The following is an 18,871-nucleotide window of genomic DNA, read 5'->3' as shown; positions in this document are numbered from 1 at the left end:
CTTTTGAGGTTTGTGATAATGCAAGGGTTATCTCTATTTTTTTAATTGCGATTACAGCTCGATCTGTAAAATTTCATCAAAATATATTTAAGGATGAACATTAGACCATTATTACGAATAGTATTTTTTTTTATTATTGGCTCGTTGTGTTTGACTAGTGGGTGTAAAGAGGCTGGTAATACTACTCAACCATATGCAAAAATGGTAGTTCCAACATTGGATGCTGCTAACTCCAGATGGTTTTTCTTTACATCAGCTTCTCGTCCGTTCGGAATGGTTAATTTAAGTCCGGATACAGAAGTCAATGGTGCCTGGGGAAGTGGATATCGTTATAATACGGATACTGTAAAAGGTTTTAGTCATGTTCATGCCTGGCAATTGGCAGGGCCATCCATCATGCCAGTTAATCCTGATTTGCTTGATCAAAACAGATTGTTTCAGGATTATTATTCAAGTTTTAATCACCAAACCGAAAAAATCTTTCCAGGCTATCATCAACTGATGTTAGACAGATATCAAATCAAAGCTGAACTGACTTCAACAAAACGAGTAGGTTTTCACAGATATACATATGGTGAAAATATTGCTTTGCTATTTAATTTAAACGGACAAAAAGGTCCTAGCTTCATGACAGATGGAGTTATAAACCAAACAGAGAAAACTAACCTGATAACAGGACAGGTAACCAATCAACCTACATTTCGCCGACCAAAACCTAGTACTGTATATTTTGCAGCAAAATTTAATATCCCTGTACAAAAAGTAGTGCAAGATGCTACTTCAGGTGATTATATCGTTTATTTCGAAAAAAATACTGCTAAACCATTAATGGTAAAATTAGCGATATCATATACTTCTGAAGCTAATGCTCAAGTTAACATGCAAAAAGAATTACCTGATTGGGACTTTGATCAGGTAGTAAAAGATTCTGAGCAGGAATGGAATAGTCTACTTTCAAGAATACAAGTTGAGGGAGGAACTACAGAACAACAACAAAGATTTTATACTGATTTATGGCATGCGCTTCAAGGGCGTAGGACTATTAGTGACGTCAATGGAGCTTATCCGGATAATACAGGTAAAGAGTTCCGAATTGGTCAGCTTCCGCTCGATGATAAAGGAACCCCATTATTTAACCATTATAATTCAGATTCCTTCTGGGGGGCTCAATGGACTATTAATACGCTCTGGGGATTAGTTTATCCTGACATAATGGATGAGTTTGCTCAATCGTTAATGCAATACTATAAAGATGGAGGGTTAATACCAAGAGGACCTTCAGGAGGTAATTATACTTATGTGATGACGGGTGCTTCATCTAATCCATTTATTGTTAGTGCTATTCAAAAAGGAATCATAAAAGATAATTTAGAATATACATATCAGGCACTTAAGAAAAATCATATGCCTGGAGGTACCATGGAGAAAATTGGATATGAGCATGAAACCAATATTGGTGGAGGTTTATCTTATTATATAGATAATGGATATGTTCCTTATCCGCTTTCGGATGTTATTTATGGATCTCATCAGGATGGTGCCAGTCAAACCTTGGAGTACTCCTATCAGGACTGGACTCTTGCTCAATTGGCTACAAAGTTAGGCTACAAAGAAGATGCTGAATATTTCTTAAAACGAAGTGCCAATTATAAAAACATATACGATGCAGAAAGTGGATGGATGCGTCCAAAGAACAAAGCAGGAGAATGGAAGGCTGATTTTGATCCTTATCAAATAGAAAACGGATTTATTGAAGCAAACGGAGCTCAAAATACTTGGTTTGTACCACATGACTTAGAAGGTTTAAGTGCTTTAATGGGGGGTGATGATGCTGCAGCTACAAAATTAAATACAGCTTTTACAGAGGCTGAAAAACTTGGTTTTACTGCCGGAACATCTCACGATAGAGAAACGCATCCTGAGTATAGTCGCATTCCAATAAACTACGGTAATCAGCCATCTATGCAAACTGCATTTGTATTTAACTATTTAAATAAGCCATGGTTAACACAGTATTGGTCACGTAAAGTGGTTAAAGATGTGTATGAAGGCATTAGTTCTGAAAGAGGATATAATGGTGATGAGGATCAGGGATTAATGGGTTCGTTGTCTGTGTTAATGAAAATGGGATTGTTCTCAATGAAAGGTGGTTGTTCATTAGATCCACAGATTGAATTAGGAAGTCCGGTTTTTGATAAAATTACCATCAAATTAAATCCTGATTATTATTCAGGAAAAGAGTTTGTAATAGAAACTCATAATAATTCTGATCAGAATGTATATATACAATCAGCTAATTTGAATGCAAACGAACTAGGTGATTGGCATATTTCCCAAAATGATTTAGTAAATGGAGGTAAGCTTATTTTGGAAATGGCAGGTAAGCCAAATAAGGAATGGGCTGTAAAAAAATAGTGTTTTAGAATTTAGGCTTTTATTATTAGAAGTTGTAAGTGGTGCTCCGGAGGGTTATTATTAGCCCTCTGGAATTTAATTTTAAGTAAAAAACAGCCAAAATAGGTGATATAATAATTGATAGAGATGAAGCAGAATTTTAAATTTTTATTGTTAATAGTGTTGATCGTGGTGGCTTGTGCATCACCAAAAAAGAAATCAACATCAGAAGAAACTAAAATGATTAGTAATCCAATCATGGATGGCTATTTTGCAGATCCTTGCATTGTTAAAGAGGCGGATACATTTTATATCTATGCAACTATTGATCCATGGGGAGGAGAGGAACTGGCTGTTTTTTCAACAACAGATTTTTTAAATTTTTCACGACATCATATTAACTGGCCAACAAAAGAGGCTTGTACAAGCTCAACATCTAATGGCTCAATGGTGTGGGCACCTGCTGTGCGTAAAGCGCCTAACGGTAAGTATTACATGTACGTTTCAGTTGGTAGTGAAGTATGGGCAGGAGTGGCAGATAGTCCATTAGGGCCATGGAAAAATGCCAAGAGTGATAATACTCCTCTTGTTGCTAAAGAAGATTTTCCAACGGTGCATAATATTGATGCGGATTGCTTTGTTGATGAGGACGGTCAGGCTTATTTGTATTGGGGATCTGGTTTCAACTGGGTAAATGGTACTTGTATGGCAGTTAAGCTAAAATCAGATATGGTAACTTTTGATGGTGAACCAATTGATGTTACACCTGCTCACTATTTTGAAGCTCCTCACATGATTAAGCGTTTCGGAAAATACTATTTAATGTTTTCTGATGGTAAAGCAATTGATGCTACTTATAAAATAGGTTATGCAGTAGGAGATACACCAATGGGACCATTTACAGAAGGAGTGAATAGTCCAATATTAACAACTACTGCCGATAGTACTACATACGGTCCTGGTCATCATACTGTATTTACAGAAAAAGGTCAGGATTATCTTTTATATCACCGCATCTTTCCACAAGGTGAAGAATATGTGTTAAGACAGTTGTGTTTGGATAGTTTAAAGTTTGATGCCAATCATAACATAGAAAAGGTGATTCCCAAAGGAGTTGCAAGTTTTATGGAGTAAAGCTTAATAAGCAACAGGTTTCATTGAAGACTTAGTGGGCAAGAATTGATTTAAATTTTTGTTCGATTTTACCACAATGGCTCAAAGGCACAAAGTTTCATTATTCTTTTTTAGAATGCGCTGTGTTACCGGTTACATGTGGTTAATAAATTAAATTTTGATTCGAAAACAGAACAATTGAATAGGTGCAAATATGAGAAGGAAGTTTATACAAGGGATTGTAGCATGTGTTATATCATTTTTGATGATTTCGTGTGCAACTAAGGAGAAAGCAAATAATAATGATAGCATTAGTGGAATAATACACCGTATTATCCCTGAATATGCCGAACAATTTGAGGTGGAAGTTGTGCCTGCCGATTCTGCAGATTGGTTCGAAATAGAATCTGTTAAAGATAAAATAGTGTTGAGAGGTAACAATGGTGTTTCTGTTGCTTCTGCATTGTATTATTATTTAAAGGAATATTGTAATTGCCAGATTACCTGGAATGGTACTAATTTAAATTTACCAGATGTACTTCCGGTAGTTAAAGAAAAGATTCATAAAGAAACGCCTTATGAATACCGCTATTATTTAAACTATTGTACGTTTAACTACAGCATGAGCTGGTGGGACTGGGAACGATGGGAAAAAGAAATTGACTGGATGGCTTTGCATGGCATAAATATGCCTTTGGCCATTACCGGTGAAGAGTATATCTGGGATCAGGTTTATCGTTCTTATGGATTTACCGATGAGGATTTAGATCCATTCTTTAGTGGACCTGCTTATTTTGGCTGGTTTTGGATGGGTAACCTTGATGGTTGGGGAGGTCCTCTTCCTAAAAGCTGGAAAGAAAGTCATAAAGAATTACAGATTAAGATACTTCAGCGTGAACGTGAACTTGGGATGAAACCTGTTTTACCAGCTTTTACCGGTCACGTACCTGCTTCATTCAAAAAATACTTTCCTGAAGCAAAATTGAAGCAAACCAATTGGGGTAATGATTTTGAGGATACATATATACTAGATGCTGATGATCCATTATTTGCTGAATTAGGTAAAAAATTCCTTGAAGTTCAGTCTGAGGTTTATGGAACGGATCATTTATATTCGGCCGATACTTTTAATGAAAATGAACCTCCAACAGATGATCCTGAATATTTATCCGAACTTAGTAAGAAGGTATTTGAAGGAATGAAGTCTGCCGATCCAGAAGCTGTTTGGGTAATGCAGGGATGGTTGTTCTACAGTCACCGTGATTTCTGGAAAGCACCGCAGATTAAAGGTTTGTTAGAAGCTATACCTAATGATAGAATGATTATTCTGGATTTAGCTGCTGAAATAGAGCCTGTGTGGAAAAGAACAGAGGCTTTTTACGGTAAACAATGGATTTGGAATATGCTTCACAACTTCGGTGGAAATATCAGTATGTTTGGTCGTATTGAAAATGTAGCCAATAATCCGGCTGAAGACCTAAATGATCCTAATTCAGGTCAGTTAAAAGGAATTGGTTTAACCATGGAAGCGATCGAACAAAACCCGGTTTTATACGAGTTAATGACGGATAATACATGGCGCGATACACCTATTAATTTAAATCTTTGGTTAAAGCAGTATATCACAAACAGATACGGAAATACTTCTAAGGATATTGAAGATGCATGGAATATTTTAGTTCAAACCGTATATAATGGAAAAGTAATCAGAGATGGTGCAGAATCTATTATTGTTTCTCGTCCTACATTTGAGGGATATCGCAGATGGGCTCGTACCAAATTAAATTATGCTCCTGAAGATTTGTTACCTGCCTGGGATTTATTTATTAAATCTATTGATGGTAGTGAACAGTATGATGGATTTTTATATGATCTTGTAGATCTTACTCGTCAGGTACTGGCCAATTATGCACTGCCATTGCAACAGCAAATTACGGTTGCTTATAATAATAACGATAAGCAAAAATTTGAGCAATATAGTGCTGAATTCATCACTTTAATAGAAGATATGGATCGCCTGTTGGCCACTCAAAAAGATTTTATGTTAGGTCCTTGGTTAGCAGATGCACGTTCATGCGGATTTACACCTGAGGAAAAAGATTTATATGAGCAAAATGCCCGTGATTTAATTACACTTTGGGGAGATGCCAACAACAGGTTACATGAATATAGTTGTCGTCAGTGGAGTGGATTGTTCAATGATTTTTATAAACCACGTTGGGAGCAATTCTTTGCTCAGGTTCGTAAAGACTGGCATAAATTTGATCAAAAAGCTTTTGATGAGGAAATTAAACAATGGGAATGGAATTGGGTCATTTCTAATAATGAATTTCCTGTTGAACCAGTTGGAAATCCTACAGAAATAGCTGTTGAATTGTATAAAAAATACAGAGATAGGATCATTCCTTTAACCAACATTCAACCTAAAATAGAATACAATTATTGATAGGCTTGAAATGCATAAAATACAATAGCCAGGGTGAAGTCTCTGGCTATTTAGATTAATCTTATTTTATTGTTTCAGTATAGCATTCTCGCTATGTTGGATTTTTAAGGTCTCAGGCCGAACAAAAGCATATTAAATATTTACAATGGCAGAAGTAATTACAAAAAAAACAGAACGTTTTCTTTCGTTGGATGTGTTTAGGGGCTTAACAATAGCCCTGATGATTGTTGTAAACACACCGGGAACAGGTGCAAAAATATATGCATATCTGATACATGCACAATGGTTTGGCTTTACTTTGGCCGATTTGGTTTTTCCATCGTTTTTATTTGCTGTTGGTAATTCGTTGAGTTTCTCAATGAATAAAATGAAGCAAGCCCCTGCTAAAGAGGTTTGGTTTAAAATTATTAAGAGAACGGTAATTATCTTTTTGTTAGGTTACTTAATGTATTGGTTTCCGTTTTTTAAAAGTGCTGAAGGAGGAGGCTTAATGCTAAAACCAATAGGCGAAACCAGAATTATGGGAGTATTACAAAGAATTGCGCTTTGTTACTTTTTCGCCTCTGTGATCTTTTATTATTTATCCGAAAAAGTGGCATTAATTCTCTCTGGAATTATTCTACTAGGTTATTGGGCTATCCTTTATTTGTTTGGAGAACCTGGAGCAGTGCTTGAAATGGCGACTAATGCAGCATCTAAGTTTGATCTTTCCATTTTAGGTTTAGGACATATCTATAAAAAAGATAGTATTCCTTTTGATCCGGAAGGAATATTGAGCACACTTCCTGCCATTGTTAATGTAGTTTTAGGTTACGTGGCCGGAATCTTCATTCAAAAGAAAGGTAAGTCATTTGAAGGTATTGCAAAACTTTTAATGTTTGGGTTTGCCTTAACTTCTTTAGCCTTGTGGTGGGATTTAATTTTTCCGATCAGTAAAAAATTATGGACAAGTCCATTTGTGCTATACACTGTAGGATTGGATTTATCCATCATGGCAGTATTAATTTACTTTATCGAATTAAAGAAAGTAAAAGCCGGTATTGCATTTTTTGATGTATTTGGGAAAAATCCACTGTTCATATATCTTTTCTCAGAGTTGTTTTATATTGTTTTAAGGTTAATTCCTGTGGGCAATGGATTAGATGCATTTGAATGGGTAAGTGAAAAAATATTTCAAAATATAGTACCGGGTGCCTTTGGTTCCCTGTTAACAGCTCTGGCCTTTATGCTATTATGTTGGTTGTTAGGTTATGCGCTTCATAAAAAACGAATTTACATTAAAATATAAGAGGATTCAATAGGGATCCTCTTCCTAAGATTGTGTTGAAATACCCCTTGATTATTCATCTCAAAGTCGCAGTCTTTATTTTATATTCAATACTTTTAAGGTTGAATTAAAATAAAACCAATTTCACATGAAGATCATCGTCAGAATTATACTATTTACACTTTTGTTACCAACTAATATCTTTGGTGAGGATATTAAGCTGGAACATTATAACAGAGAAAATGGTCTTTCTCATAATTCTGTACGCCATATAATTCAGGATAAAACAGGATTACTTTGGTTAGGTACCTATAAAGGCTTAAATAGTTTCGATGGTAAGCGATTTACACCGTATTTAAGTTCTGCCAAATTAAATCATTGGATTAAGAATGATGATATCACTGCATTGGTAATGAGTAAGGATGCAGATGAAATGTGGATTGGTACGAGGGCAGGATTAACCAAACTGAATATGCGAACGCACAAGTTTACTACGTATGTTCATGATAAAAACGATCCTAATTCCATTCCTGATTCAGAGATTCGCTCTATTTATATCGATAAATTTAATCGAATCTGGATTGGAACCAAATTTTCCGGTGTGTGTATTATGGATCAGGAAAAAGAAACTTTTTCGCGAATAAAGATTGATGGCTTCAACTATGTAAAGTCAATAATTGAAGATATCAATGGCCATATATGGGTTGGAAGTTATGGTACTGGTGGAGTTGCAAGAATCACCTTAAGTAGTACCGGTAATATTGAAAAGATTAAAAAATACACGCTAAATATTCCTGATTCAAAGGAAATTAATCCGTATCTGAATTTTATTATACAGGATGATAAGTCAGATATTTTTATTGGTACCAGAGAAGGACTGTTTAAATGGAATAAACAAGATGATGTTTTTGAACAACAATTGATTTATGAGTCAGCTTTCAGAGAAACAATAGGTCCGAGTCCTTTTTTTATTTGTATCACAAAAGCGCCTGATGGAAAATATTGGATTGGTACCATTGGTGGAATCATAGTTTGTAATCGTCTGGAAGATATTGAAAAAGGGAATTTTCAATGGTATTACTCAAAAAGATCAGAGAGAACTTCTTTGGTAGACAATGCTGTTTCATCACTGTATTTTGATAATTCAGGCTTGCTTTGGATAGGTACAGATAATGGACTAGATAAATATGATCCCTTTCGAAATCAGTTTAAAAGTATTAACTCTTTTGAATTAGTGAAAGAAGGCAAGATCCCCAGAATCTCTGATTACGGACAAACTTACGATAATAAATTAATTGTAGCCACTCATAATAGTGGACTGTTTTTAATGGATAGGAATAAGTTTACAATATTAGAAAAAGCACATAAGGAAATATCAGATATATACACTCTTGATGGAAAAACCTTTTATTGTGGATTATGGAATGGTAAGGTGGAGATATATAATTATATCACAAAAAAAACAAAAGTTTTAGAACTGGGTTTTAGGTCATTTCCCGTTTCCTCATTTCATCAATTAGCAAATGGTAATATTATTATTGGTACACATGGAAGTGGAGCTGTCATTCTGGATCCCAAAACTTTAGATGTAGATTCAAGACTTCGCAGTATATTTCCCAATATTGAGATTAATCAAATTACATCAACAGATGATGGATTAATATGGATTGCTACAGAAACCGGAGTTATTACTTATAATCCGGAAAATGACAAATCGAAAATTTACACGGCTAAGGATGGTGAAATTGAAGGTTTAACAAATAATAGTGCAAAATCAATCTGTATTGACAATTCAAAAAAGATATGGGTTTCAACTCGTATGGGCTTAAATTATTACTCACCTGATATTGATGATTTTGTGCCCGTTAATCATCCTTCAGAATTAAGACAAAACTGGATTACAGATATTGTAAAAGATAAAAATGGTCTTTTATGGTTTAATATAAATAACGGTCAGGTTGGGCGTTTTAATCCTGAAGATAATTTGTTGAGTACTTATGATATTGGAAGTGGAAACCGTCTGGATATATTCAGTAACAAAGGTTTTTTGTTATTTGATAATTCGGTTTTTTATGTAACCGGAAAAGATGAAATTATCTATTTTACCATAGATAATCTTAAAGACAACTTAAAGTCTGATCCTCCATTTATTAGCGAAGTTAAAGTTCAGAATAAATCCGTTTTACCAGGAGATACCATTAAAGGTCAGGTTGTTCTTGATGAAGATATCAACTATTCACGCGTATTGGATCTGGAATATGTAAACAGAAATTTCTCACTGTCGTTTTCATCTCCTTCATACGCCAATATCCGATTGAATAAATATGAGTATATGTTAGAGGGGTTCGATGAAGAGTGGGTTACTGTGGATAACAATGCCACAAATATTCAGTATACCAACTTATATCCTAAAGAATATACTTTTAAAATTAGATCTGCAAATAGCAGTGGATATTGGAGTGAAGTATCATCGTATAAAATAAAAATAAATCCTCCTTTCTGGTTAACCTATAAAGCTATTTTGTTAGTTCTGACGTTTCTGGCAGTAACCATCTATCTGGTTTATCGACAGCTCAAAAATAGTTTATTGTTGAAGCAGGAACTTTTAATGGAGAAAGTTCATCGTGAAAGGGAAGAAAAACTAAATAATGAGAAACTACGCTTTTTTACCAGTATATCCCACGAAATCAGAACTCCGATATCCTTGATCATTGGTCCTGCAAAGCAATTAGCCGAAGAGGGTTTAAATACGGAGTATCAAAAAAGTCGAATAGGGTTAATATTGCAAAATTCAAACCGATTGTATAATCTGGTGAATCAATTGCTTGATTTTAGAAAGGCCCAAAATGGAGAACTGACGCTCAAGGTGGCTAAAACAGATATTCTTGTATATTCACAAAATATTTTTCATTCGTTTGATGGACTGGTAAATGAGAAGAAAATCAATTATCATTTTATCTGTGAGTATGATGAGCTTGTGGGGTGGATTGATGCCGATAAGTACGATAAGATTTTATACAATCTGTTATCTAATGCCATTAAGTTTACACCCAAATTCGGAAGTGTTGATTTGTTTATTGGTATTAATCAGGATCAGAATGAGGTAAGAAAATTAATTGTTGAGGTTAGTGATGATGGAATTGGGATTCCATTGGAAAGTCAGCAAAAGATTTTTAAGAGGTTTTATCAGGTTGAAGCCACCAAGGATGATCATACCGGAAGTGGTATTGGTCTGTCATTGGTAAACTCTTTAGCTAAAATTCATAAGGCCGAAATCAAACTGGATAGTGCTCCTAATAAGGGAAGTGTATTTACCATTGAAATACCAATGGATAAGGATTTTTATGAAAGCGAGGAAATCTTTGATTACGAGATAAAATCCACAGATTCTATTTTTCCTATCACAACAGAAGCCAAAAAAATTAGCCGATCCACAGAGATGAAGGAAAAGGTTTTGGTTATTGAAGATAACCAGGAATTGAGGGATTATATTGCTGACTATCTATCAGATTACTACAAAGTATATAAGGCCGAAAACGGAGAAGAAGGATTGCAGATTTGTCGACAGATAAAACCCATTATTTGTATTGCAGATGTAATGATGCCTGTGATGGATGGTTTTGATTTTTGTAAAAATCTGAAAAATGATGAAAGAATCAGTCATATTCCTGTGATTCTGTTAACGGCACTTTCTGATAATGACAATCAAATAAAAGGATATAAGCTTGGGGCTGATGGTTATTTAACCAAGCCTTTTGATCCATCATTATTAAAGACACGCATTGAAAATATCATTAAAGCAAGAGTTGATTTAAAAGAGAAATTCTCCGATGATGTGGAAAGTAGTGTGGATGTATTAACGCATTCGCCTATTGATGAGGAGTTTATGAATAAATTAACCAGCATTATTGAGGAAAATATAAGTGATACTACCCTAACCGGGAATTTATTGTGTTCGGAGTTGGGAATAAGCTCATCAACATTATATCGTCGACTTAAGGAGCTAACGGATTTATCACCCAATGAGTTTATCCGAACCATACGTTTAAAGAAAGCTTTTCAGTTGTTGAAAACTAAGCGTAACAATGTTTCTGAGGTTTCTGATTTGGTTGGGTTTAATGATCCATACTATTTCAGTAGATGTTTTAAAAAACAGTTTGGTTATCCACCAAGTAATTTATTGTGATAATCAATAATTTGTGAAATGGTTAATAGGTGGTAGGGTATAAAGATTAATATGGATAAATGATTATAGTAAGAATTAAATAATGATATTAATAAATATGAACGGAATGAAGAATCTAAGAACTGTTTTGCTATCACTCACAGTTTTGTGGTTGGCGAGTTGTCAGGTAAAAACAAATACGGAAAAGGTATTTAATATTGTTGATTTTGGTGCTGTGGCTGATGGAGTAACAGACAATGCAGCTGCTATTAAAAAAACCATAGATGCGTGTACAGCAGCCGGTGGAGGTAAAGTTTTAGTTCCTGGTGAAGGTGTATTTTTAACCGGACCTTTTGATTTGGCATCTAAGATGGAACTTAGAGTTGAGGGTGGAGCAACCTTATTGGCTAACCCTGATACTGCAGTTTACACCGAAAGTGCCTTTAGAGAAAATCCTGGAGAAGGAACAATCTGGATAGGTGGTAAAGATCTACACGATGTTGCTATTACTGGTTTAGGTGTAATAGATGGTAATGGCTTTGAGTTTATGGGTAAGGAGTTGGAAGATTCTTATGAGTTATTACCTTTTAATGTAAAAGATCCTCGTCCACATGTTTTAACGTTGGTTAATGTTCATAACTTACGTATCGAAAATGTAACATTCAGACATTCTGCTTACTGGACTGTTCATTTAATTGGATGTAATGATGGTGTAATTACGGGAGTTACTATTGATAATAGCTTAAAAATTAGAAATAGTGATGGTATAGACCTGGATCATAGTAAAAATATCAGAATCAGCGATTGTCATATTCAAAGTGGTGACGACAGTATTTGCTTAAAGAACCGCAGAGAGTTTGAAGAGTATGGTAATTGTGAAAATATTGTGGTTACAAACTGTTTGATGAGTTCAAGATCATGTGCTTTAAAAATTGGTTCAGAAAATATGGATACCATTCAAAATGTTACAGTAAGTAACTGTACAATTTTGGCTAGTAACCGTGGAATTGGAATTCAGAACAGAGATGAAGGCGTGGTACAAAATGTACTTTTTACAAATATCATTGTGGAGAGCAAATTTTTTAGTGACGTATGGTGGGGTAAATCAGAACCTATTTATGTTACTGCTTATCGCAGAGCTAATATCAACCATAAAGATGCCAGCTGGAGATTTCCTAAGGGAGCTAAAGAAGGTAGAGTAGGTCAGGTTAACGATATTATATTCAGAAATATTCAGTGTCGTTCAGAGAATGGTGTTTACGTAAGTGCAGAATCTAAAGATAAAATTAATAATATTCTGTTTGATGGAGTTTCGGTAGTATTAAACCGTGTGACAGATTATGAGGGTGGAGTTTATGATCGCAGACCTTGTGAAGGTGTTGGGTTAGTAGAAGCTAAAACATCTGCTTTTTACATTGATAATGCAACTAATGTGCAGGTAAGAGATTGCGACATCAGATTAGGAAGTAAGGCACCTTTAAATATGGGTGAATTGATTCATAGAACAAACTAGGTTACAACTAAATTGCTGAAAGCCCGATATCTAACTGTTGATTTCGGGCTTTTATTTTTTTAGGAACAGAGATTCATGCACCTTTCGCTCAGGGAAGCGTCTCGCTTCGTTGCTTTCCAATCTGCTTCTTTCGGCTGGAAGCCGGAGTTTTTACAGCATAGCAGGACGCTATGCTGAGCTGTGTTGAACTTAAGTTCATACTTAAACATTGGTTAAGACATTTATTTTAAATAGAAAAACAACTATTCCTTATATAAACAATGCACAGGCTAGGTAATGAGTAGGTATTGGCTATGATACAAAGACATATTCACGACATATATTCAACATATAAAAGCCATACCAAATTCATTGTTTAATGAGTTTGGTATGGCTTTTATATAACTAAAATATGCATTATATATAGGTTTATACCAAGCTCTTCCCATAGTCATACCGACTACATCTCCTAACAGACATCAAGTTTTAACGGATTATCGTAAGAATTTTGGTATACACATCGTATACACCATAAAACAATGCTATACTACTACAAGGCATAGCATTGTTCAGGTGAGATAAAGCAAATCTACGAAGCATCTTGTTTTGAGGTGATTCCAATGCGTAATAGATTCTCTAATAGCTATTGCGGGTTTATGCAAAGGCAATTTTTAAGACGTCTTCAAAGTAATCCACAAAATGTGCTGTGACACCTTCTTTGATATAATCTGGTAGTTCGTTAAAATCCTTTTTGTTGTCAGCTGGAAAAATAAGTTCATGCACTTTTACTCTTCTTGCTGCAATTGTTTTTTCGCGTACACCACCAATTGGTAAAACTTTACCGGTTAATGTCAACTCTCCGGTCATGGCCAAACCTTTTTTAATTGGTTTTCCTGTAATCAAAGAATAAAGCGCTAATGCCATTGTTATTCCAGCCGAAGGCCCATCTTTAGGTGTTGCCCCTGCAGGAACATGAAGATGTATTAAATGGTCGTTAAAATAGTCTTTATACTTTTTATCCTTTGATAAAATGGAGCGTACATAGGAATACGCAATTTCGGATGACTCCTGCATTACATTGCCAAGCTGACCTGTCTGTTTTAGTCCTCCTGATCTTGATACTAAGGAGGTCGCTTCAATATAAAGTGTAGCACCACCCATAGCTGTCCATGCTAGTCCTAAAGTAACACCCGGGATCGATTTTTTATACAGCTCTTCAGTCGTAAATACTGGCTGTCCCAGAAATTCAGTTAAGTTTTTCGGACTCACACTTATTTTCTCTGAACCTTCTTCAGCTTGTTGGAGTGTGGCTTTTCGCATAATCTTTTTAATCTGATTTTCTAAGCCTCTTATACCTGCTTCTCTGGCATATCCATCAATCATTTTTTTAAGTGCGGTATCTGATATGGTCACTTCACTTGCTTTTAAACCATGTTCCTTTCTTTGTTTCGGAATCAGATATCGCTTGGCTATTTCTACCTTCTCTTCAAGGATATATCCTGAAAGTTTGATGATTTCCATACGATCCAATAAAGGACGTGGAATGGTATCAAGCTGATTGGCAGTGGTTACAAACAAAACATTTGATAAATCAAACCTAACATCCAGATAATGATCTAAAAACTCAGCATTTTGTTCAGGGTCAAGAACCTCTAACAATGCCGCTGCCGGATCACCCTGATAACTTGCTCCAATTTTGTCAATTTCATCCAACATAATAACCGGATTGGCTACTCCTGTTCGTTTTAAGCTCTGTATCAGTTTACCGGGCATGGCTCCAATATAGGTTCTTCGATGTCCTTTTATTTCTGCTTCATCACGCATTCCACCAACTGAAAATCGGTAAAACTCCCTACCCATAGCATCTGCAATAGATTTACCTATTGATGTTTTACCAACTCCGGGAGGGCCAACCAAACAAATAATGGAACCGGATACTTTACCTCTTTTAACAATGGTACTCACAAACTCAAGAATACGTTGTTTCACATCGTTGAGTCCGTAATGTTGTTCATCAAGAATCTTTCGGGCTGTTTTAATATCCTTATTGTCATCAGAAAAAACACCCCAGGGTAAATCTGTTAGCCAGTTTAAATATGTTCTGGTTACATTGAATTCTGAAGAACCTGTTTCAAGTGTTTTGAGTTTATTCAGTTCTTCTTTTACAACTGTTGATGCCTCATTCGAAAGCTTCAGAGGTTTTATCTTGTTTTCAATAGCTTCAACCTCAGAGGTTTTGTCATCTTTTTCTAAGCCAAGTTCCTGTTTAATAACTTTAAGTTGCTCTCGTAAAAAGAATTCGCGCTGATTCTGAGATATCTTTTCTTCTATTTGTTTCTGAATATCCTGTTGTAGCTTACTTAATTCCAATTCTTCTTTTAAAAGAATCAGTAATTTCTCACTTCTGTCAAACAAGTTATAAGCTTCAAGTATTTCCTGAAGTTTTTTGCCATCCGAGGAAAGAAAAGAAGCCACCAGATCCATTAGTAATCCCGGTTTTTCAAGACCAACCTGGTTAAGAGCCAAACGCATTTGTTCCTGAAACATGGGATTGATTTTAATTAACTCCTTAACAGAATTAATTATAGCCATAGTAAAAGCTTTCAACTCATCAGTTACTTCCTGTTTTTCTTCCTGTTCATATTTTACCTGCCAATGTTGAAGGCCATCTTTAGCATTTTCTTTTACATATTGAAAACGGGTGAGTGCTTGTGCAAAAATATTGATGGAGTTATCACTTTGATTTACAACTTTTAGAATTTTTAGGAGTGTTCCTGTATTGTATATTTCTGAGTCTATAAGGTTTTCTTCACCTTGCTCTTTGATATATGAAACTCCAATAAAACCATTTTCTTTTTCTATAGCATGGTTTATTCTTTTTACCAATTCTTTTGAACTGAAGTTAAAAGGTAAGGCTAAACCGGGAAAAACCGGACGGTTATCTAATGGTAATACAATTAAATTATCAGGGTATATCTCACTAACCAGAACAAGCCCTGAGTTTTGGATTCTATTGTCAGTCATGATATATTTTTTAATTCAAAATACTTATAAATCAATCTGTAATTTGTATATCTGCCGTGGGTTGTATTGTTTAGAGCAGTATTATAGATGCTGGTTTATTATGGATAAAAGATTTACTTTATCAACAACGCCCGATTGTTTCCAAACCGTTTGTCCGTTTTTAAAAATAGCTAAAGTAGGTACGCCTCTTATCTGAAATCTATTGGCAATCTCCGGATTCTTATCTACATCTATTTTTATAATTTTTGCTTTTCCTCCTAGTTCCTGAGCAAGGTCTTTAAGTATTGGAGCCTGATCTTTACACGGGCCACACCATTCCGCAAAAAAATCAACCAATACTGGTTGTGCTGAATTTATTATATGATTAAAATTTCCTTTCATAAGTGTATTTCTTCTAATTGGTATACTAAACCATTTGATATTAAAATTTCTTATTTAAGTGGGAAATTTCCAAATCATATACCATTTTTTTTGAATTAGTAAATGATATTAGTGTAGTGTGTTGTTATTCAGTTTTGTAGGTGTTTCTGTGAATTGAAAGTATGATATTGATTGAAGTTGTATATAATGCCATAATGACTTTATATGCAGCTTAATTGGTGACAATATAGCATTTGTGATAGTGTTATCTATAGGTATCGCTTATTGATTATGAGATTCAATTTCTAAAAAATTCTCTCTGAGCAAACAGGACCACTTCCCATCATTTGTATATCCCCAAATAAATACCGTATAACTTCCTGAATTGTGAGGTAAATGAGGGCTCACTTGTTTATTAATATTACCTGCCCATGTTTTATTAAAATGTAAATTAGATGCATAATTAGGTATGTGTTTATCGCTATAGGTTTTGGTTAAAGAAGTTGTAATTGTAGGGCAAAAAGAAATTCTTTCTGAATTTTTTTCAGACTTTATTAAATCAAAAGATATGTTGTTTGAAGTAATATCAATAATACCATCGTAACTATTTGGTCCAAAGAAGAAGGGGTTTGAAACGACTCTTAATGATTTAAATTTCGTACAAGGAATGCTTAATAGTTCCTGAATGTTAAATATTGGAATACCATCAAGTATAACAAAAGGGTTTATTCCATAATTTCCCTCATCATCTATGAGTGCTATGCTGGTCTTTTGTTTCTTTGTTTTAGGTGTAGCCCTGTCAACAATTTCATAAATATATTCTTTAAAACTTGGTAGGTTCAAATAATTCCTAAAAAGATACTCCTGTTCAGGATCACCATAGAATCTTAGATTTTGGCGCGTTACATCGATGCTTTCTTTTGGGTTATTATATGCATCGTTTATTTGTAAATTAAGCATTCGGGCCTCAATGATAGCTTTAAGAGTGGAGTCGGGAGTAAATAGTTCTTTGGTGATATTTAAAAAGTCTGGATAAAACTCATTATCCAACGATATTTGATAGGATGAAATCGTATCTGTCATTGAAATGATGAGATCATTGCCTTGGTAAAGAAGGGGGAGTTTACAAGTGAAGTGGCCTAAACTATCCGTGCTGCATCTGTTTATCCAAGAAATTGAATCAACAAATGATAAGTAAATATTTTTGTTGGCAGCATATGATCTTTCATCTTTTGAGCTAATATTTCCAGTAACAATGTCATTAGAAATTTCCGGTAGGAAGTTTATTGTATTAGATGTATATGAAAACGATTTGTTCTTTGGAAATGTTAGGATATAATCATTAATGTTTTTTATTTCATTATTCATTAAGTTAATATCATTGGCAGATATATGATTTGATATTGAGGCGATAGAAGAAGATAAAAATACAGAATGAATGATATCATGATCAGAAGGTGTTGATGTTTGGGAATTGCCCAGTTTTAATGATACATAATAATTGATGCTGTCATTAATATCTGAATTAATATTTAGAATAACAGAGTCTCCTGGCGTTGTATTTGATTTATTAAGCTCTGCAGAGATATTGAAATGAGGGTTCGGTTCTATGTAAATATTTCGTTGAGTTACTGTGTTTAAAGATTGGTCTTTTATAATTACTGTGTTTAATCCTGTTGGTAGTTTTATTGCTAAGCATGAATCTTGTTGATGAATAGGTTGTGTATATTCATATTTAAAACCGTTGTTTTCAACAAATAGGTTTAAAGGATAGTCATTAAATTCTTTTGAGTACAGTTTTAAGAAAGCACTGTTTTTGTTGATACTATCAAGCCTGCAGATCAAACCTGAATCTGCAATTTTTTTTAATGGAATTGTAGATTGTTGATTATTGATTGACGTAGCAACAATTTGGTAATTATATAGTGGATTAGGTGTAAAAGTAAATGCATTAAAACCATTTTGCATTACTTTACTCATAACAACAGAATCATTTCTTAGTAATTTTAGGTCAACTTTTTTGTCGCAATTCTGACACGATACAACTATTTTATTTTTAATTCCATAGATTAATTTTCCACCTTCTGCAAATACATTAAGTTTCATACTTGTACTGTCTTTGTTGTCTTTTGCTGATTGTGTTTTAGGGAGAAATGGATTTACAACCTTTATTTGTTTTGTAAAAAAGGAAGCAGGACCAAAATTTTTCATGTAATTAGTATAGGCTCTTAAGTAATAATAATCAGTAGAAAGGTGTCGAGGAATTATTATTGAGTTAATGGTTTTACCCTTTTGTAATAAGTATTTTTTTGCTGACACTACATGATAATCCTGATCATACAGTTCTAAATATAAAACAGAACTAAAATCAATGGGAATCAGGAGGGTTGCATCAAAAGTAATCGCCTGAAAATTTATGGATTCTCCTGAAAGATACATTTCCTGATCAGGAATTAATAAAACCTTTTCATTGATTTTATAATCCTCTTTATCAGTTATTAATTTTAATGTTTTGGTAGACTGGCAGTTTACCGATGCAAATACTCCCCAAAAGAAAATGGTATATAGTACTTTTCTGAGTTGTGACATAGCTTTAAAATTTTGTTTAAT

Annotated in this window: 9 protein-coding genes; 6 read left to right on the top strand and 3 right to left on the bottom strand. The window is 34.4% G+C overall.

The features are described from left to right. The first annotated feature begins 93 nt into the window (after nucleotides 1-93). From OM075_RS00315 to OM075_RS00290, 6 genes are all read left to right on the top strand, one after another. Nucleotides 94-2,415, top strand: a complete 2,322-nt coding sequence (locus tag OM075_RS00315) for a GH92 family glycosyl hydrolase (RefSeq protein ID WP_301188453.1) — start codon at nucleotides 94-96, stop codon at nucleotides 2,413-2,415. A 126-nt stretch (nucleotides 2,416-2,541) separates the two neighbouring features. Continuing rightward, nucleotides 2,542-3,528: a family 43 glycosylhydrolase gene (locus tag OM075_RS00310; RefSeq protein WP_301188452.1), complete on the top strand. Its 987-nt coding sequence runs from the start codon at nucleotides 2,542-2,544 to the stop codon at nucleotides 3,526-3,528. Nucleotides 3,529-3,721: 193 nt separating this feature from the next. Then, complete coding sequence (locus tag OM075_RS00305; protein WP_301188451.1) at nucleotides 3,722-5,953, top strand: alpha-N-acetylglucosaminidase; 2,232 nt, start codon at nucleotides 3,722-3,724, stop codon at nucleotides 5,951-5,953. Between the two features lie 145 nt (nucleotides 5,954-6,098). Next, the gene (locus OM075_RS00300) at nucleotides 6,099-7,241 is read left to right on the top strand and encodes an acyltransferase family protein (RefSeq protein ID WP_301188450.1); all 1,143 of its coding nucleotides are present in this window, start codon (nucleotides 6,099-6,101) and stop codon (nucleotides 7,239-7,241) included. 127 nt (nucleotides 7,242-7,368) lie between these two features. After that, entirely contained in the window at nucleotides 7,369-11,406 is a 4,038-nt protein-coding gene (locus OM075_RS00295; RefSeq protein ID WP_301188449.1) for a hybrid sensor histidine kinase/response regulator transcription factor, read from the top strand. A gap of 106 nt (nucleotides 11,407-11,512) precedes the next feature. Continuing rightward, complete coding sequence (locus OM075_RS00290) at nucleotides 11,513-12,898, top strand: glycoside hydrolase family 28 protein (RefSeq protein ID WP_301188448.1); 1,386 nt, start codon at nucleotides 11,513-11,515, stop codon at nucleotides 12,896-12,898. Between the two features lie 633 nt (nucleotides 12,899-13,531). Here OM075_RS00290 and lon read toward each other — a convergent pair. The 3 genes from lon to OM075_RS00275 all read right to left on the bottom strand — a co-directional run bounded on the left by lon (nucleotide 13,532) and on the right by OM075_RS00275 (nucleotide 18,850). Next, nucleotides 13,532-15,901: an endopeptidase La gene (lon, locus tag OM075_RS00285; RefSeq protein ID WP_301188447.1), complete on the bottom strand. Its 2,370-nt coding sequence runs from the start codon at nucleotides 15,899-15,901 to the stop codon at nucleotides 13,532-13,534. Nucleotides 15,902-15,982: 81 nt separating this feature from the next. After that, nucleotides 15,983-16,282 (bottom strand): thioredoxin, encoded by a 300-nt coding sequence (gene trxA, locus OM075_RS00280; RefSeq protein WP_301188446.1) that lies wholly within the window; start codon nucleotides 16,280-16,282, stop codon nucleotides 15,983-15,985. Nucleotides 16,283-16,543: 261 nt separating this feature from the next. Then, nucleotides 16,544-18,850 carry a hypothetical protein gene (locus OM075_RS00275; protein WP_301188445.1) on the bottom strand — a complete coding sequence of 769 codons (2,307 nt, stop codon included), beginning with the start codon at nucleotides 18,848-18,850 and terminating at the stop codon, nucleotides 16,544-16,546. Nucleotides 18,851-18,871: the final 21 nt, after the last annotated feature.

Origin of the sequence: Plebeiibacterium sediminum (assembly GCF_026013605.1) — a bacterium.
Taxonomy (GTDB): domain Bacteria; phylum Bacteroidota; class Bacteroidia; order Bacteroidales; family Marinilabiliaceae; genus Saccharicrinis; species Saccharicrinis sediminus.
This window is presented reverse-complemented; position numbering and strand designations above follow the sequence as displayed.